At 63.4% G+C, this 18518-nt stretch carries 14 protein-coding genes and 2 riboswitches; of the genes, 8 read left to right on the top strand and 6 right to left on the bottom strand.

Annotated features, from left to right (window positions below):
* Nucleotides 1–145 precede the first annotated feature (145 nt).
* Nucleotides 146–1213: an ABC transporter substrate-binding protein gene (locus KZX66_RS20010; protein WP_248082544.1), complete on the top strand. Its 1068-nt coding sequence runs from the start codon at nt 146–148 to the stop codon at nt 1211–1213.
* Here KZX66_RS20010 and KZX66_RS20005 read toward each other — a convergent pair.
* Both KZX66_RS20005 and metH read right to left on the bottom strand, forming a co-directional pair.
* The gene (locus KZX66_RS20005; protein WP_248082542.1) at nt 1210–1428 is read right to left on the bottom strand and encodes a DUF2970 domain-containing protein; all 219 of its coding nucleotides are present in this window, start codon (nt 1426–1428) and stop codon (nt 1210–1212) included. The two genes, KZX66_RS20010 and KZX66_RS20005, sit on opposite strands and share 4 nt — an antisense overlap.
* 52 nt (nt 1429–1480) lie before the next feature.
* Complete coding sequence (gene metH, locus KZX66_RS20000) at nt 1481–5191, bottom strand: methionine synthase (protein ID WP_248082540.1); 3711 nt, start codon at nt 5189–5191, stop codon at nt 1481–1483.
* A gap of 166 nt (nt 5192–5357) precedes the next feature.
* Here metH and KZX66_RS19995 point away from each other — a divergent pair, with 166 nt between their 5' ends.
* Together KZX66_RS19995 and nfuA are read left to right on the top strand one after the other, a co-directional pair.
* Nucleotides 5358–7649, top strand: coding sequence for a fatty acid cis/trans isomerase (locus KZX66_RS19995; protein WP_248082537.1), 2292 nt, complete (start codon nt 5358–5360; stop codon nt 7647–7649).
* 94 nt (nt 7650–7743) lie between these two features.
* Nucleotides 7744–8328: a Fe-S biogenesis protein NfuA gene (gene nfuA / locus KZX66_RS19990; protein WP_248082535.1), complete on the top strand. Its 585-nt coding sequence runs from the start codon at nt 7744–7746 to the stop codon at nt 8326–8328.
* Between the two features lie 186 nt (nt 8329–8514).
* Here nfuA and cobM read toward each other — a convergent pair whose 3' ends face one another.
* The 4 genes from cobM to KZX66_RS19970 form a co-directional block, all read right to left on the bottom strand.
* A complete protein-coding gene (gene cobM, locus KZX66_RS19985) occupies nt 8515–9261 on the bottom strand; it encodes a precorrin-4 C(11)-methyltransferase (protein ID WP_248082533.1) in 747 nt (248 codons plus the stop codon).
* A 70-nt stretch (nt 9262–9331) separates the two neighbouring features.
* Nucleotides 9332–9724: a cobalamin biosynthesis protein gene (locus tag KZX66_RS19980; RefSeq protein ID WP_248082531.1), complete on the bottom strand. Its 393-nt coding sequence runs from the start codon at nt 9722–9724 to the stop codon at nt 9332–9334.
* Complete coding sequence (locus KZX66_RS19975; RefSeq protein WP_248082529.1) at nt 9721–10425, bottom strand: CbtA family protein; 705 nt, start codon at nt 10423–10425, stop codon at nt 9721–9723. The genes KZX66_RS19980 and KZX66_RS19975 overlap by 4 nt, the downstream gene beginning before the upstream one ends.
* An 11-nt stretch (nt 10426–10436) precedes the next feature.
* A complete protein-coding gene (locus KZX66_RS19970) occupies nt 10437–10625 on the bottom strand; it encodes a CbtB-domain containing protein (protein ID WP_248082527.1) in 189 nt (62 codons plus the stop codon).
* 96 nt (nt 10626–10721) lie between these two features.
* A riboswitch (cobalamin riboswitch) is annotated at nt 10722–10939 on the bottom strand.
* A gap of 41 nt (nt 10940–10980) precedes the next feature.
* Nucleotides 10981–11181, top strand: a riboswitch (cobalamin riboswitch).
* Nucleotides 11182–11273: 92 nt separating this feature from the next.
* Here KZX66_RS19970 and cobW point away from each other — a divergent pair.
* The 5 genes from cobW to KZX66_RS19945 form a co-directional block, all read left to right on the top strand.
* Entirely contained in the window at nt 11274–12335 is a 1062-nt protein-coding gene (cobW, locus tag KZX66_RS19965; protein WP_282446004.1) for a cobalamin biosynthesis protein CobW, read from the top strand.
* A 3-nt stretch (nt 12336–12338) separates the two neighbouring features.
* Nucleotides 12339–16100, top strand: coding sequence for a cobaltochelatase subunit CobN (gene cobN, locus KZX66_RS19960; protein ID WP_248082525.1), 3762 nt, complete (start codon nt 12339–12341; stop codon nt 16098–16100).
* Between the two features lie 140 nt (nt 16101–16240).
* Nucleotides 16241–17245: an AAA family ATPase gene (locus KZX66_RS19955; RefSeq protein WP_248082524.1), complete on the top strand. Its 1005-nt coding sequence runs from the start codon at nt 16241–16243 to the stop codon at nt 17243–17245.
* Nucleotides 17246–17298: 53 nt separating this feature from the next.
* Nucleotides 17299–17934, top strand: a complete 636-nt coding sequence (locus KZX66_RS19950; RefSeq protein WP_248082523.1) for a VWA domain-containing protein — start codon at nt 17299–17301, stop codon at nt 17932–17934.
* A 77-nt stretch (nt 17935–18011) separates the two neighbouring features.
* Nucleotides 18012–18518: contractile injection system protein, VgrG/Pvc8 family (locus KZX66_RS19945; RefSeq protein ID WP_248082522.1), on the top strand; the 507-nt coding region annotated here is incomplete at its 3' end.

Here is an 18518-nt window from a genome sequence, read left to right as displayed (position 1 = left end):
CGCCTGGGCCATTCTGTTTTTGATTATCTTGGTGGTCGGCACAGCCGTGTTCTGGGTCAGCCATCAATAAAGGACGTTGATTGAGCCTCGATTGGTTGTCCGACTGCCATTATCATGGCGGCCAATTTTCAAGGCTCAAACAACCATGCTGAAGGTTTTGATGACGTGCGTGTGTGCACTGGGGATGACGTATGGCGCCATCGCCCATGCGACCTCAGTGCTCTTTCTCAACCCCGGCATGTCGACGGAAACCTTCTGGGTCAGCTATACGCAGTTCATGCAGGCCGCCGCCAGGGACCTCGGCCTTGACCTGCGTGTGCGTTATTCCGAGCGCGACAGTCAAAACACCCTGATACAGGCGCGCGAGGCGCTGCAAGGCCGTCAGCGTCCCGATTACCTGGTGGTGGCCAATGAGCAATACGTAGCGCCGCAGATCCTGCGCATGGCCCAGGGCAGCGGGGTCAGGCTGCTGTTGGTGAACAGCGCGCTGACCCCTGACCAGACGCAGGTGCTGGGCGCCCGCAGCGGCATCGATGTGATCGGCGCGCTGGTCGCCGATGATGAACAGGCCGGCTACCTGATGCTCATTGATATGCTGCGTCAGCACGGCCCCGTTGCGCCGGGCGACACCCTTGATCTGCTGGCGTTTTCCGGTATCAAGACCACCCCGGTCGCGCAACTGCGTGAGCAGGGCATGCGCCGAGCCCTGGCCGAGCATCCCGAGGTGCGCCTGCGTCAGTTAGTCTACGGGGAGTGGAGCCGTGCGCGCGCTTTGGAGCAGGCAACCCTGCTGTTCAAGCGCTATCCGCACACTGCGCTGGTGTGGTCGGCCAATGATCAGATGGCACTGGGCGCCATGCAGGCGCTTCAGGACAGCGGCCGAACACCGGGCAAGGGCACGCTGTTCAGCGCCGTTAACAGCTCGCCCGAGATCCTTGAGGCGCGCCTGGATGGGCGCTTGTCGAGCCTGGTCGCCGGGCATTTTACCGTGGGTGGGTGGGCCATGGTGCTGATCCATGATGATGCCAAGGGCCTGGATATCGGCGCCCACGGTGGGCGCGACCGCCCGCGGGCGTTATTCCAGTTGATCAATCCACCCCAGGCGCGTCGCTTGCTGGGGCCGCCCCCAGCGGTGAACTTTCGCGCGTTGTCCGCCCAAGGCAAGCCGGCATCCTACCGTTACCCCTTCAGCCTAAGTCTGCTGCTGCGCTAGACGCCGGCCAGGTGCAGCACCAGCTTGACGATGCCGAACAGCGTCAAGGCAAATACCAGCGTGAACAGGACGCCCAGGATCACAAAGTGACTGGGCTTGCCGTGGGTGAAGTCGCGGGCGCGGTTCTTGCCGCTTTGCACGCCAAAGGCGGCGGCCACCACGCTGTGCAGCATCTGCCAGAAACTCGGTGGCTTGTTGTTGGCTGGATCGTCCATAGGTCCCTCGACACCCGGTGTGTGAGGGACAGCATAGACAATCGCGCCGAGCTTAGTTGTCGTAGCCCAGATTCGGCGCCAACCAGCGCTCGGTCACGGCCAGGTCCTGGCCTTTGCGCGCGGTGTAGCTGACCACTTGGTCCTTATCGACCTTGCCCACGGCAAAGTACTGCGCCTGCGGGTGGGCAAAGTACCAGCCGCTGACCGCTGCCGCCGGGAACATCGCGTAGTGCTCGGTCAGGAACACGCCGCTGCGGCCGGCTTGCATTTCGCGTGCTTGTGGGTCGAGCAGTTGGAACAACTGGGCTTTCTCGGTGTGGTCCGGGCACGCGGGGTAGCCGGGGGCAGGGCGGATGCCGCTGTACTGTTCCTTGATCAGCGCCTCGTTATCCAGCTGCTCGTCCTTGGCATAACCCCAGTAGTCTTTACGCACTTGCTGGTGCAGCCATTCGGCGCAGGCTTCAGCCAAGCGGTCGGCCAGTGCCTTGACCATGATCGAGTTGTAGTCGTCGCCCGCGTCCTGATAGGCCTTGGCCACTTCTTCGGCACCGATGCCGGCCGTGGTGATAAACCCACCCACGTAGTCGGTGACGCCGCTGTCCTTGGGCGCGACGAAGTCGGCCAGGGAGAAGTTCGGCTTGCCATCGGTCTTGATGATCTGTTGGCGCAGGTGATGCAGGGTGGTCAGCGGCTTGCCGTCGTCAGCGTAGACTTCCAGGTCATCGTCGTTCACCTGGTTGGCCGGCCAGAAACCGAACACGGCACGGGCGCTGATGAGTTTTTCGTCGATCAGCTTCCTGAGCATTTCCCTGGCATCGGCGTACAGCGCGGTGGCGGCTTCGCCAACCACTTCATCGGTGAGGATGCGCGGGAACTTGCCGGCCAGGTCCCAGGAAATAAAGAACGGCGTCCAGTCGATGTACTCGGCCAGCACCTTGAGGTCGATGTTGTCCAGCACCTTGGCACCGGTAAAGGTTGGCACCACCGGGGTGTAGCCGGCCCAGTCGAACTGCGGTTTCTTGGCGACGGCCGCCGCGTAGCTCAGGCGTTCAGTGCGCGCGCTGCGGTTGGCCGTGCGCTCACGCACATCCACGTACTCCAGGCGGGTTTTCTCGACGAAACCGGCCTTCAGCTCTTTTGACAACAACTGGGTGGCCACGCCGACTGCGCGCGAGGCGTCGGTGACGTAGATCACTGCGTCGTTGCTGTACTTGGGCTCGATCTTTACCGCCGTGTGCGCCTTGGAGGTGGTTGCGCCGCCGATCATCAGTGGCAGGTGGAAGTCTTGGCGCTGCATCTCGCGGGCCACGTGCACCATCTCGTCCAGGGACGGTGTGATCAGACCGGACAGGCCGATGATGTCGCACTTCTGCTCCCTGGCCACCTGCAGAATTTTTTCCGCCGGCACCATCACGCCCAGGTCGACGATGTCATAGCCGTTGCAACCGAGCACCACGCCGACAATGTTCTTGCCGATGTCGTGCACGTCGCCCTTGACCGTGGCCATCAGGATCTTGCCCTTGGCTTCCGGCTTGTCGCCTTTTTCCAGCTCGATGAACGGGATCAAGTGGGCCACGGCCTGCTTCATGACACGGGCGGACTTCACCACCTGGGGCAGGAACATTTTGCCGGCGCCGAACAGGTCGCCGACGATATTCATACCGGACATCAGCGGCCCTTCGATCACTTCGATCGGGCGCGCGAACGACTGCCGGGATTCCTCGGTGTCTTCGACAATGTGCGTGGTGATGCCTTTGACCAGCGCGTGTTCCAGGCGCTTGTTCACCGGCCAGCCACGCCATTCTTCGGTTTCGGCTTCCTTGACGCTGCCGTCGCCCTTGTAATTGTCGGCGATGGCGAGCAGGGCGTCGGTGCCGTCCGGGGTGCGGTTGAGCACCACGTCTTCCACCGCGTCGCGCAGCTCGGCCGGGATCTGGTCGTAGATCTCCAGCTGGCCGGCGTTGACGATACCCATGGTCAGGCCCGCGCGGATCGCATACAGCAGGAACACCGAGTGGATCGCCTCACGCACCGGGTTGTTGCCACGGAACGAGAACGACACGTTGGACACGCCGCCGGAGGTCAGTGCGTAGGGCAGTTCGTCGCGGATATAAGCGCAGGCGTTGATAAAGTCGACGGCGTAGTTGTTGTGCTCTTCGATACCGGTGGCGACCGCAAAAATGTTCGGGTCGAAGATGATGTCTTCCGGCGGGAAGCCCACCTCATTCACCAGGATGTCGTAGGAGCGTTTGCAGATCTCTTTCTTGCGCGCTTCGGTGTCGGCCTGGCCGGCTTCGTCGAACGCCATCACCACCACCGCCGCGCCGTAGCGCTTGCACAGCTTGGCGTGGTGAATGAACTGCTCGACGCCTTCCTTCATGCTGATGGAGTTGACGATGCCTTTGCCCTGGATGCACTTGAGGCCCGCCTCAATGACTTCCCACTTGGAGGAGTCGATCATGATCGGCACGCGGGAGATGTCCGGCTCGCCGGCAATCAGGTTGAGGAAGGTCACCATGGCCTTCTTCGAGTCGAGCATGCCCTCGTCCATATTGATGTCGATCACCTGGGCGCCGGCTTCCACCTGCTGCAGGGCGACTTCCAGGGCTTCGGTGTAGTTGTCCTCGCGGATCAGGCGCGCGAACTTGGCCGAGCCGGTGATGTTGGTGCGTTCGCCGACGTTGACGAACAGCGAGCTGCGGTCGATGGTGAACGGCTCCAGGCCCGAGAGGCGGCAGGCCTTGGGGATGTCCGGGATCGGGCGCGGCGCATAACCGGCCACGGCCTTGGCGATTGCTTCGATGTGGCCTGGGGTGGTGCCGCAGCAGCCGCCGACGATATTGAGGAAGCCACTCTGGGCGAACTCTTCGATGACGTTTGCGGTTTCCGAGGGCAGCTCGTCGTATTCGCCGAATTCGTTGGGCAGGCCGGCATTAGGGTGCGCAGACACATGGGTGTTGGCTTTGTTGGACAGCTCTTCCAGGTACGGGCGCAGCTCGCTAGCGCCCAGGGCGCAGTTCAGGCCCACCGAGATCGGCTTGGCGTGGGCCACGGAGTTCCAGAACGCTTCGGTGGTCTGGCCCGAGAGGGTGCGGCCGGACGCGTCGGTGATGGTGCCGGAGATCATGATCGGCAGTTCGATGCCCAATTCTTCGAATACACCCTGCACGGCAAAGATCGCGGCCTTGGCGTTGAGGGTGTCGAAGATGGTTTCGATCAGGATCAGATCGGCGCCGCCTTCGATCAGGCCTTTGGTGGCCTCGGTGTAGTTCTCCACCAGTTCATCGAACGTGACGTTGCGGTAGCCGGGGTTGTTCACGTCCGGTGACAGCGAGCAGGTGCGGCTGGTCGGGCCGAGCACGCCGGCGACGAAGCGTGGCTTGTCCGGGTTCTCGGCGGTCTTGGCATCGGCGATTCTGCGCGCCAGGCGTGCGCCTTCGACGTTCAGCTCGTAGGCCAGTTCTTCCATGCCGTAGTCGGCCATGGAGATGCGCGTGGCGTTGAAGGTGTTGGTTTCAAGGATGTCGGCACCGGCATCCAGGTAAGCCTTCTCGATCCCACCGATCACGTCGGAGCGGGTCAGCACCAGCAAGTCGTTGTTGCCTTTGACGTCGCTCGGCCAATCGGCGAAGCGTTTGCCACGGTAGTCCTGTTCCTCCAGCTTATAGCTCTGGATCATCGTGCCCATGCCGCCGTCGAGGATCAGGATACGTTCCTTGAGGGCGTGGTGAAGGGCGTGCAGACGAGCGCTACGATCGGACATGGGACTACTCTGGTCAGGCATTACGGAGGGCGTGGATCATAACAAACCTGTGCCGATTTGCGGCATGCGCAGCTTTTGCATGAATATCACTCATGTTGCGAGGAGGGCTGGCCCGGTAGAATCATCGCCAATTTTTCAGCGCACGCATTGAATCGGGACCGGCCACATGTCACTTCGCCTCACCACCACGGCTGTCCTGGCGCTGCTCGCCTGCGTTGCACAGGCCCAGGACGCCGCCCCGGCGATCTCCTACACCCGCGACATTCAACCGATCTTCACCGAAAAGTGTGTGGCCTGCCACGCGTGCTACGACTCCGCCTGCCAGCTCAACCTGGGCAGTGCCGAGGGCGCGTCACGCGGCGCGAGCAAAGCGCTGGTGTATGACGGGGAACGCAGCCAGGCGACGCCGACCACTCGACTGTTTTATGACGCCTTCGGCAAACAGGCCTGGCAACAGAAGGGTTTTTACTCAGTGCTCGATGCCCAGGGCACCCAGGCTGCGCTGATGGCGCGCATGCTCGAATTGGGCCATAACACGCCGTTGCAGCCCAACGCCAAGCTGCCCGACGAGATTGTATTGGGCCTCAATCGCGACAATACGTGCGCCATGCCCGGCGAGTTCAACGCCTACGCCGGCGCCCATCCCAGGGAAGGCATGCCGCTGGCGGTCACCGGCCTGACGGATCAGCAATACCAGACCCTGCAGCGCTGGCTGGCTGCCGGCGCACCGATTGACGAGCAGGGCCTGGTGCCGAGCGCCGGTGAAGCCTTGCAAGTGCAGCAATGGGAAAACCTGTTCAACCAGCCCGGCGCCCGTGAAAGCCTGGTGGCGCGCTGGCTGTACGAGCATTTGTTTCTGGCGCATATCTACTTTGAGGGCGGCGAACCGGGGCATTTCTTTCAGTGGGTGCGCTCGCGTACGCCGAGCGGTCAGCCGATCGACCTGATCAATACGCGCCGGCCGAACGATGACCCCGGCACCCGCGTGTACTACCGTCTATGGCCGGTGCAGGGCGTGATCGTGCACAAAACCCACATCACTTACCCGTTCAGTACCCAGAAAATGGCACGCACCAAGGCGTTGTTCTACGCCGATAACTGGCAGGTCAATGCCTTGCCGGGTTACGGGCCGGGCCATCGCGCCAACCCGTTCGAAACGTTCGAGGCTATCCCCGCCAAGGCGCGTTACCAGTTCATGCTCGATAATGCCGAATATTTCGTGCGCACCTTTATTCGTGGGCCGGTGTGCCGTGGGCAGATCGCCACGGACGTGATCCGCGATAACTTCTGGACCCTGTTCCAGGACCCGGACCACGATTTGTACATCACCGATGCGCGGTATCGCGGCCAGACGACGCCGTTACTGGCGATGCCGGGGCAGATTGATGACGTCGGCAGTGTGCTGAGCCTGTGGCTCAAATACCGCGACAAGCGCAATGAATACGAGGCCTTGCGCCGCGACAGCTACGCCGACCTGCCGCCACCCGGTTGGTCCACCCTGTGGGCGGGCAATGACAACGCCTTGCTGAGCATCTTCCGCCACTTCGACAGTGCTTCGGTGAACAAGGGCCTGATCGGCGAGATACCGCAGACGCTGTGGCTGTTCGATTTCCCGCTGCTGGAGCGCACCTATTACCAGTTGGCGGTGAATTTCGACGTGTTCGGCAATGTGTCGCACCAGGCCCAGACTCGTCTGTATTTCGACCTGATCCGCAACGGCGCCGAGCAGAACTTCCTCCGGCTGATGCCCGCCGATAGCCGCGACGCCTTTATGGATGATTGGTACCAGAACAGCGGCAAGATCAAGCTATGGATGGACTACGAAGCGATTGATAACGACAAACCCAGCGGCCTGCACCTGGACGAAAAAGACCCCAAGCGTGACTTTGCCACCCAGTTGCTCAGCCGTTACGGCGATCTGAATGCCAGCCCGGACCCGATCAACCGCTGCGCGGGGGCCTATTGCTCACGTGACGGCATTGACCCGGCATTGCGGGATGCGGAGCAGGCCCTCAGTCGCCTGACCGCGCGCCCGGCGGCGGGGCTCAAGGTGATCGAGCAATTGCCCGAAGCAACGATGCTGCGCATCGAAACGGCCGGGGGCAAGCGTGAGATCTATAGCCTGCTGCGCAACCGCGCCCACAGTAACGTGGCGTTCCTGCTGGGTGAGGCGTATCGCTATCAGCCAGGCCTGGACACCCTGACCCTCTACCCAGGCGTGCTCAGCAGCTACCCGAACTTCCTGTTCAATGTGCCAGTCCACGACGTGCCGGCATTTGTCTCGCAGATGGAGCAGGCCAGGGACACCAACCAGTTCGAAGCCATTGTTGATCGCTGGGGCGTGCGCCGCAGTCATCCGCTGTTCTGGCAGTATTTTCACGACTTGTCGCGGTACGTCCGCGAGACCACGCCGGTCGAAGAGGGTGTGCTGGACATGAATCGCTATGAAAACCTCTGACAGGCAGGTCGGTGCTTTTCCGACAAAAATACTCGGACTTTGTACCTGCGTAATATTTTGGCGTAAACTGCCGGCAAGCCTGTGAGGAGTTTCCATGACTGCCATAACCATTACCGACGCCGCCCACGATTACCTGGCTGACCTGCTGTCCAAGCAGAACACCCCAGGAATCGGCATCCGCGTCTTCATCACCCAGCCCGGCACCCAATACGCCGAGACCTGCATTGCCTACTGCAAGCCCGGTGAAGAGAAGCCTGAAGACACCGCCCTGGGGCTCAAAAGCTTCACCGCGTATATCGACAGCTTCAGCGAAGCGTTCCTGGACGACGCGGTCGTCGACTACGCCACCGACCGTATGGGTGGCCAGTTGACCATCAAGGCGCCCAACGCCAAGGTGCCGAACGTCAACGCCGACAGCCCGGTCAACGAGCGCATCAACTACTACCTGCAAACCGAGATCAACCCTGGGCTTGCCAGCCACGGCGGTCAGGTCAGTCTGATCGATGTGGTCGATGACGGCATTGCGGTCTTGAAGTTCGGCGGCGGCTGCCAGGGCTGCGGCCAGGCGGACGTGACCCTGCGTGAAGGCATCGAGCGTACCTTGCTCGAGCGTATTCCCGAGCTTAAAGGCGTGCGCGATGTGACTGACCATACGCAGAAAGAAAACGCCTACTACTGAGTAAGGCGTTCACTGCGAGCAAAAAACGGCGCCTCGTGAGCGCCGTTTTTTTTGCTTATGAATCAGTGGTTTAAATGGTTTTCTTGATAAATCGGATTGATTTTTCCACGTGCGCGCATGGCGAAACGATTTTTATAGGTTATATATAACTATCAACGAGTTATCGGATTAACATCGCGTGGTTTATCAAGATCGATAAAGGTGCGCGTGCCCGGCGCGATACAGCGACGACTCACTGAAACCGTCACCTGACAGCACCCGACCCACCACAATCAACGCCGTGCGCCGAAACCCCTTGGCCGCCACTTTCTCGGCGATATCAGCGAGTGTCCCCATCGCCAGGTCCTGATCCGGCCAGGTAGCCCGATGCACCACGGCGATCGGGCAATCGGCGCCATAGTGCGGCAGCAACTCGGCGACGATCTTCTGCAGATGGTTGACCCCCAAATGAATCGCCATGGTCGTGCCGTGACGGGCCAGGCTGGCGAAGTCCTCGCCGGCGGGCATGCTGGTTTTGTCGGCGTAGCGGGTCAATATCACGCTTTGGGCGATGTCCGGCAGGGTCAGTTCGGCCTCAAGCAACGCCGCGCAGGCGGCCACTGCGGTGACGCCGGGGATGATCTGGAACGGGATGCCCAGCTCGCGCAAATGGCGGATCTGCTCGCCGATCGCGCCATACAGGCTGGGGTCGCCGGAATGCACGCGCGCCACGTCCTGGCCGTTGGCATGGGCGGCTTTGATCAGGTCGATGATCTGCGCCAGGTGCAGTTCGGCACTGTTGACCACCTGCTGCGCCTGGTGCCCCTCCAGGACGGCGGCGGGCACCAATGAGCCGGCATAAATGATCACCGGGCAACTGCGGATCAGGCGCTGGCCTTTGACGGTGATCAATTCCGGGTCGCCGGGGCCGGCACCGATGAAGTAGACGGTCATGGACAATTCCTGTGAAAAAGCGGGCGAGCATGAATGTTGCTCATGATCGGAAAGGGCGATTCTGGGGATTCTAATCGGCGCAGGCCAGCGCGAAGGTGACCTGCGTGGTTTTTTTGCGGGTAATCAGCAGTCGGGCAGGGGCGCCGCCGCGCTGTTCGGCCAAGGCCAGAGCGGCGCTTTCGGCGATCCCGTAACAGCCGGTATGGGCGAACGCGACGGCAGACTTGTGGCTAAGCCGGCCCTCATAAGCAGCCAATTGCTTGGCGCTGAAGCAGTGCAAGGGCAGGCCCAGCCGTTGAGCCAATGCCAGCAGCCCTGGCTCATCCTGTTTGCGATCGATGCTGGCCAGCGCGCTGATGCAGTGGCGCTCGATTCCGCCCTCGGCGAGGGCGCTGTCAAACAGTGCCAGCAGGGTGTGCACGTCACAACCCCGCTGGCAACCCAGGCCGACCACATAGGTCATGCCGAGTATTGGTCGTTGCGGTTGCGGCGGAACAGCCAGGCACTGATCAGGCCCAGGGCGAGCCAGAACACCACGTTGGTCAACTGCGACGCGATCTTGAATTGGGCTTCGAGAGCCTCCGGGGCCAGCATCGAATGCACTTCCGGTTGCGGCGCTCCAATCACATGGGGCACGGCGAGAATGGCTGCGCCGAGCACTTTGAGCAGCCAACTGCGGCCGAACACGATCAGCGCAATGCCGGCTGCGGTCGAGGCGGCTGTGCCGATCCACCAGCTCTGGCGCAGTGCCAGGTCGGCGGCGGCGGTGCCCGGCAGTTCAGGCGGCAGGCCCAGGGTCGGCGCCAGCACGAAGGTCGCATACCCGGCCAGGCCCCACAGCAGGCCTTGAGCGGTGCGGGTTGGCGTGCGCAAGGTGTAGAGACCGGCCAGCATCAGCGCGAAACCCACCGCTACCACCAGATTGCCGCCGGTGGTGGACAGCACGCGCTGCCAGCCATCTTGCGGCTCCCAGGCTTCGGCGTCGTGGCTGTGGGTCGCAGCCCCTGCGCCGTGATCATGGGCCACTTCGGCGGCTGCCGGGGCGTGTTCAAAGGTTTCCGCCTGCAGAATCAGCGGGGCGACCCAGAAGCTTTGCAGCAGGGTCAGCAGCAGGGCGGCCAGCAGGCCGCTGAACCCTGCGGTTTGCGCAATACGCTTGATCATGTCGTCAGCTCTCAATGGCACGGGAACGCGGCGCTGTGGCGGGTATCGTGGGCGGCGTTATGCACCGCCTCGATATGCGAGAAACCGGCGAAATACACCAGGCACGCGCCGAGGATCGACGCGCCGATGGCGGCGGTCAGGCGTTGACTGAGCGTGGTGGTCTGGCTGGCGGTGTGCGAGGTGCTGCTGATGATCGACATGGCGCGTCCCTATCAGGTGTCAGGGTGAAACGAGCGCATGAAAACCCCGCGAGCCAGGCACGCAGGGTTCTGAACAGCGCCCGCCCACCGCGGGTTTGTTATCTGAATTTTTCGGGCCGGTCTCCGGGCTTGCGAGGGGCGCTCCTGAGAAGGAGTGGGGCCTGATCAAGCGTCTCCTTCCCATGCTGATGCACAGTGGATTTGACGCTTCGCTCGCTTACCGTTGCGGGGGCAGCACCGGACTGGTCATAGGTGTATGACGCACCGGTTTCCCGTTTCACCCTGTGAAGGGCACCCGAAACAAGGCGTGTAGGAAAGCATGCAGAACGGCGGTAGTCAAATGGGCCGAGCCCCTGTAGCCTTGCACCTTCGAGGTTCTTCGGCCCAGGCCGAAGCTAAGAAGGGAACGCGGTTCAAGCCGCGGCTGCCCCCGCAACTGTGAAGGGTTTTCCGACTGCCACGCCACTGCCTGAACCGGCGGGAAGGCGCAGTCGGCGCCGGTCCTGTGACCCGCAAGCCCGAAGCCAGGAGACCTGCCTCGTAACCGATTTTCTACTTCAACCGGGCGGGGTGATCCGGTGACGAAATCCGCTTCTGCGCCGCGCCGCAGGGCCTATCGTCCCGTATGCCCGCCCCAAAGGGCATCCGATGAAAACACTGGCCAAACTTCCCGTCACCATCGTCACCGGCTTTCTCGGTTCGGGCAAAACCACGTTGCTGCGCCACATGCTCGACAATGCCCAGGGCCGTCGCATCGCCGTGATCGTCAACGAATTCGGCGAGTTGGGTATCGACGGCGACATCCTCAAGCAGTGCTCCATCGGTTGCACCGAAGAAGAAGCCAATGGCCGCGTCTACGAGTTGGCCAACGGCTGCCTGTGCTGCACCGTGCAGGAAGAGTTCTTCCCGGTGATGCGTGAGCTGGTCGCCCGTCGCGGCGACCTCGACCATATTCTTATCGAAACTTCGGGCCTGGCGCTGCCAAAACCCCTGGTGCAAGCCTTCCAGTGGCCGGAAATCCGCAGCGCCTGCACGGTTGACGCGGTGATCACCGTGGTCGACAGCCCGGCCGTGGCCGCCGGCACCTTCGCCGCGTTCCCTGATCAAGTCGACGCCCAGCGCAAACTGGACCCGAACCTGGATCATGAATCGCCGCTGCACGAGCTGTTCGCCGACCAACTGGCCAGTGCCGACCTGGTGATCCTCAACAAGGCCGACCTGATCAGCCCCGAAGACCTGGCCCGTGTGCGCCTGGAAGTCGCCGAAGAGCTGCCGCCGGCAGTAAAAGTCATCGAAGCCAGCAGCGGTCGCCTGCCGCTGGACGTGTTGATCGGCCTGGGTGCCGGCTCCGAAGAGCACATCGACGGTCGCCACAGCCATCACGATCATCACCACGACGGTGAAGATGATCACGACCACGATGCGTTCGACTCCATCTCCATTGACCTGCCCCAGGCCGACGAAGCGATGCTGCTCAACGCCCTGAACCAGTTGGTGGTGCAGCACGGCATCCTGCGCATCAAAGGGTTTGCCGCGATCCCGAACAAACCGATGCGCCTGCTGATCCAGGGCGTGGGCACGCGTTTCGACAAGCACTTCGACCGTGCCTGGGGCGCCGACGAAGCGCGCGTCACACGCCTGGTGCTGATCGGCCAGGCGCTCGACGCCGCCAGCCTTGAAGCGCAGTTGCGCGCCGCGCTCAGCGTTTAAGCCATGCACCTGCTCAGGACCCAGCCCGGCGGTTTCGTCGCGGACGACAATATTGCCGACCTTGGCCAAACCCCCGCCGAGCTGGTGATCCTGTGCAGCGGCGATTCCAGCCTGGCGCTGCTGGCCGAAGCGGCGCAGCAGTTGCCTGAGGATTACCCCAGCCTGCGCCTAGCCAACCCGATGCAGGTGCAGAACCATGCCTCGGTCGATCTGTACGTCGACGAAGTACTGCGCCACGCCAAAGTCATCCTGATCTCCCTGCACGGCGGCATTGGCTACTGGCGCTACGGCATCGAGCGTTTGGTCGAGCTGGCCGAGCGCGGCGTCACGCTGATCCTGGTGCCGGGGGATGACCGTCCAGACCCGGAGCTCAGCGGCCTGAGCACGGTCAATGCCGAGCAACGCGACCGTCTCTGGCGCTTCCTGCGCCAGGGCGGCCTGGCCAACGCGCTGGATTTTTACCGCTGCCTGGCCAGTGGTTATCTGGGGCGCGAATACCCGTGGGCCGAGCCGCAAACGCTGCCGCGCACCGCGATTTATCACCCCCATTGCGCCAATGCCCGTCTCAATGACTGGCAGAGGGAGTGGCAGGCCGATCATCCCGTGGCGGCGGTGTTGTTCTACCGTTCCCACTTGCAGGCGGCCAATACCGCTTTTATTGACGTGTTCTGCCAACGTTTGCAGGCCGCGGGCCTCAACCCGTTGCCGATCGCGGTGGCCAGCCTTAAAGAGCCCGGCTGCCTGACGGTGGTCGAGGACCTGCTGGACGAGGTCGGCGCGCCGGTGATCCTCAACACCACCGGGTTTGCCCAGTCCAGCCCGGAAGCCCCGCATTTGCGCCCATTTCGCCGCAATATCCCGGTGATCCAGGCCATTTGCGCCCAAGACAACCAGCCCGGCTGGCAGGCCAGCGAACAGGGCCTGGGCCCGCGCGACCTGGCGATGCACATTGCCTTGCCGGAGCTGGACGGGCGCATTATCAGTCGGCCGATCAGCTTCAAGGACCTGGCCTGGCGCAGCGAGCGCAGCCAGTCGGATGTGGTGTGCTACCGCGCCGCGCCCGAGCGCATGGATTTTGTCGCCGAGCTGGCACGGCGCTGGGTCGAGCTGGCGCGGGTGCCGAACGCGGATAAACGCATCGCGCTGGTGCTGGCCAACTACCCGACCCGCGATGGCCGCATCGGCAATGGGGTTGGCCTGGACACCCCGGCGGCGGCGCTGAATATCCTGCGGGCCCTGCAAGCCGAAGGGTATCCGCTGCCGCACGCGTTACCGGACAGCGGCACGGCCCTGATCCATGAGCTGCTCGGCGGCGTCACCAACGACCTCGACAGCCTCGACCTGCGCCCCTGCCACCAAAGCCTGGGCCTGGACGACTATGAGGCGATGTTCCAGCGCTTGCCCGAGGCCAATCGCCAGGCCGTGCTGGAACGCTGGGGGACGCCCCACAACGACCCGATGTGCCGTGACGGCCGCATGATGATCGCCGGCCTGCGCCTGGGCCTGACGTTCGTCGGCATCCAGCCGGCGCGCGGATATCAAGTGGACGCCAGCGCGGTGTACCACGACCCGGACCTGGTACCGCCCCACGGCTACCTGGCGTTCTATTTCTGGTTGCGCCACACCTACGGCGCCCACGGCGTGATCCACGTCGGCAAGCATGGCAACCTCGAATGGCTGCCGGGCAAAGGCGTGGGGCTGTCGGAAAACTGCTGGCCCGACGCGCTGTTGGGCCCGCTGCCGAATATCTACCCGTTTATCGTCAACGACCCGGGCGAGGGCGCCCAGGCCAAGCGGCGTACCCAGGCGGTGATCATCGATCACCTGATGCCGCCGCTGACCCGCGCCGAAACCTACGGGCCGCTGCGGGACTTGGAGCTGTTGGCGGACGAGTATTACGAGGCACAACTGCTCGACCCGCGCCGCGCCCGTGAGCTGCAAAAAGACATTCTCAAGCTGGTGCGCGAAACCCGTATCGACAAGGAGCTGGAGCTGGATGGTGACGCCGACGCGGCGATCTGGCTGCCGCGCCTGGACACCTACCTGTGCGACCTGAAGGAATCGCAGATCCGCGACGGCCTGCATATCTTTGGCGAGTCGCCCGCCGGCCGCCTGCGCATCGATACCTTGCTGGCCTTGCTGCGCATCCCGCGTGGCGACGGCCGTGGTCCGCAATCGAGCCTGCTGCGGGTGCTGGCCAAAGCGTTCGCGCTGGGGTTCGATCCGCTCGACTGCGCCCTGGCCGAGCCCTGGTCAGGGCCGCGTCCGGCGGTGTTGCAGAGTATCGATGCGCAACTGTGGCGCACGGCCGGGGACACCCGAGAGCGCTTGGAGTTGTATGCGGCACGGTTGATCGAGCAGGCGCTGGAAGGCCCTCTGGAACAGCTGGAAGAGCCCGGCTGGGAAGACGTGAAGGCGGTGATCGAAAGCCTGCGCATCGTGGTGGCGCCGCGCCTGGATGCCTGCGGCCCGGCGGAAATGCGCGGTTTGCTCGACGCCCTGGGCGGCCGCTTCGTGCCGGCAGGGCCCAGCGGCGCGCCGAGCCGTGGGCGTCTGGATGTGCTGCCCACGGGGCGCAACTTTTTCAGCGTGGACGTGCGCAACCTGCCCACCACCACGGCCTGGCGCATCGGCTTCCAGTCGGCGAACCTGATTCTGGAGCGGCATCTGCAGGATCATGGTGACCACTTGCGTCAACTCGGCCTGTCGGTATGGGGCACCGCGACCATGCGTACCGGCGGCGATGACATCGCCCAGGCCATGGCGTTGATGGGCGTGCGTCCGGTGTGGGCCACGGGCAGCCAGCGCGTGGATGACTTTGAGATCCTGCCCATCAGCCTGCTGGACCGCCCGCGCGTCGACGTGACCTTGCGTGTGTCCGGGTTTTTCCGCGATGCATTCGCCAACCTGATCCGTTTGTTCGACGCGGCGGTGCAGGCGGTGGCGGCGCTGGACGAGCCGGACGATATGAACCCGTTGGCAGCCAAGGTGCGCAGTGAGCGCCTGGCCTTGCTCGCCTCCGGCGTGGATGTCGACACCGCCGCGAAACAGGCCGGTTGGCGCATCTTCGGCGCCAAGCCCGGTGCCTATGGCGCCGGCGTGCAAGGCGCAATTGACGGGCGCCTGTGGCAAAGCCGTGAGGACTTGGCGCAGGTCTACCTGAACTGGGGCGGCTACGCCTATGGCGGTTCCGATGAAGGCACCGCCGCCCGTGGCCAATTCGCCAGGCGCTTGAGCCAGGTGCAGGCCGTATTGCACAACCAGGACAACCGCGAGCATGACCTGCTCGATTCCAACGACTACTACCAATTCCAGGGCGGCATGCTTGCCGCCGTGGAAACCCTCAGCGGTGACAAGGCGGCCAGCTACCATGGCGACCATAGCCAGCCGGACTTACCAAAGGTTCGCACCTTGAAGGAAGAGCTCAACCGGGTAATCCGCTCCCGCGCCGCCAACCCCAAGTGGATCGACGGGGTGAAGCGCCACGGTTACAAAGGCGCGTTCGAAATGGCCGCAACCGTGGACAACCTGTTCGCCTTCGACGCCACCACCGGCTTGATCGACGATCATCAATACGCCTTGCTCACCGACGCTTACCTGCTCGACCCGGACACTCGGGCCTTTGTGCAACAGCACAACCCCGCCGCGTTGCGGGACATGACTGAACGCATGCTGGAAGCCCAGCAGCGTGGCCAATGGCAGGAGCCGGGGGCGTACCGCGAGGCGCTGGAAAACCTGTTGCTGGATATAGAAGAAGACAGTTGAGGCGGCGATGCCGGGCCCGATCACCACAAAAACGGGTCGGGTGCCTGCGTCAGGCCTGTTACGTACAAAAGGTGTGCTCATGACACAAGGCCCACTCATCCAGGATGTTTGCCTGTATTGCAGAATTAAAGAGAGCTCGGATGACTGATATTCCCCACTTCCCGCTGTCCGCCGTGGTCGGCGCCGACGCGTTGAAACTGGCGCTGTGCCTGACCGCCATCGACCCAAAGATCGGCGGCGTGCTGATCGAAGGTCCGCGCGGCATGGCCAAGTCCACCCTGGCCCGTGGCCTGGCCGACCTGTTGGCCAGCGGGCAGTTTGTCACGCTGCCCTTGGGCGCCACCGAAGAGCGCCTGGTCGGCACCCTTGATCTGGACACGGCGCTGAGTGAAGGCCGCGCGCAGTTTTCGCCTGGGGTACTGGCCAAGGCCGATGGCGGCGTGCTGTACGTCGACGAGGTCAATTTGCTCGCCGATCACTTGGTGGACCTGTTGCTCGACGTGGCCGCCAGTGGCACCAACCTGATTGAGCGGGACGGTATCTCCCATCGGCATTCAGCGCGTTTTGTGCTGATCGGCACGATGAACCCGGAGGAGGGCGAGTTACGCCCGCAGTTGCTCGACCGCTTCGGTTTTAATGTGGCCCTGAGTGGGCAAACCTTGCCGGCCGAGCGCGGGCAGATCATCCGCCGACGCCTGGATTTCGACAGCGATCCGCAAGCGTTCTGCGCGCAGTGGGCGGCCGCACAAACCGCGTTGCGTGAGCGCTGCACGGCGGCGCGGGCGCGGCTCGAGCGCATTGCCCTGGATGACCGGGCGCTGGCGCAGATCACCGAGCGCTGCTTTGCCGCCGGCGTCGACGGGCTGCGGGCCGACCTCGTCTGGCTGCGCGGGGCCAGAGCCCATGCGGCGTGGCGTGGCGCGGATGAAATCGCGGAGGAAGACATCGAAGCCGTGGCCGAATTTGCGTTGCGTCATCGTCGCCAGGATTCGTCGCCACCGGCCAGCCCGCCGGATCAGGGCCAGCGCCCGCAACCGCAACCCTCCGACACCTCACCCGGCCAGGGCCAGTGGGGCGACATGCCCGCGCCGCCCCTGCCTACAGGGGCGCGCCGCGAGGTGCCCACCTGGCCAAAAAAGCCCTAGGCATTCGTCCCCGACCCGACACGGCGGCGGATGCCCGGCCCCAGGCGGGGCGATTGGACAGAGGCAGGCAAGGCAAGGCTCGCAGCGTACAACAGGGTTCGATCAATTGGCCGGGCACCCTGCTTGGAGGGCGGCCGCGCTGCCGCGAGGATCTGCGGTTTCACCTGCGCAGTCGTTCGGAGCATCAGTTATGGCTGGTGATTGTCGACGCCTCCGCGTCCACGCGACGACATCGTGCCCTGACCGATGCCAAGGGCCTGCTGGCCCAGCTGTTTGACGACGCTTATCGGCAACGGGCGCGCGTGGCGCTGTTGACCGCCAGCGGCCAATCGCCCGCCTGGCAGGTGCAAGGGCTCAAGGCGGCCAAAGGCTTGACGGGTTGGCTGGCGCAGCTGGGGGCGGGTGGCGGGACGCCCTTGCTGGCGGCCTTGACCCAGGCGCAGCAGTGGCTGGCGGCGCGGCGCAAGCGTTTTCCGGCCGAGCAACAGAAGGTGCTGGTCATTACCGACGGGCGACTCAAGCACATCAACGGCTTGCCGGCGCTGGACTGTGCGGGGGTGCTGGTAGATATCGAGCGGGGCCCGATCCGGTTGGGGCGGGCGCAAGCGCTGGCGGTTGGGTTGCAGTTGGACTATCGGCATATCGACAGCTTCCAGGGCCAGGGCGAGATCGGGAAGCGTCCTCCTTAAAAAGTCGAATCTTCCGACATTAATCACCGATAACCAATCTTTACTCTTTGGGCTTTCGCAGCTCAGGGATTGGAGACATGGCTTCCAGCGTTTCACCAAGCGTTTTTTTCGACCATACCCGCCACATTTTGTGGGTCCGCAACCTGGCGGCCCAGCTCGATGTCCTGGCCTTCGACGGCCAGGAGCACCTGAGTCAGCCGTTCCTTTATCGGGTGGAGTTCACCAGCACCGAACGTGACCTGGCCGCCGACAGTCTGCTCGGCCAGGACGCCAGTTTCAGCCTGCACGCCGCGCCCCGAACGCTGCCGCTGTTTAGCCTGAACCCGCCGCCGATCAAACCGCTGCGTACGCTGTATGGCGTGGTCACGGGCTTCAAACGCCTGTCCGGGTCCAACGATCAGGCTGTCTACGAGATTACCTTGCAGCCACGTCTGACCCTGCTCGACCGTGGCCGGCAGTTCCGTATCTACCAGCATCAGTCGGTGCCTGAAATCGTCGAGAGCATTCTGCGCGGTCGTCACGACCTGGAAGGCCAGGACTTTTTCTTCAGATTGGCATGCGAACACCCCAAGCGTGAACAGGTC

Source organism: Pseudomonas sp. EYE_354 (genome assembly GCF_023148575.1).
Classification (GTDB): domain Bacteria; phylum Pseudomonadota; class Gammaproteobacteria; order Pseudomonadales; family Pseudomonadaceae; genus Aquipseudomonas.
The sequence above is the reverse complement of the archived record's forward strand: the minus strand, read 5'-3'. Positions and strand labels throughout refer to the sequence as shown.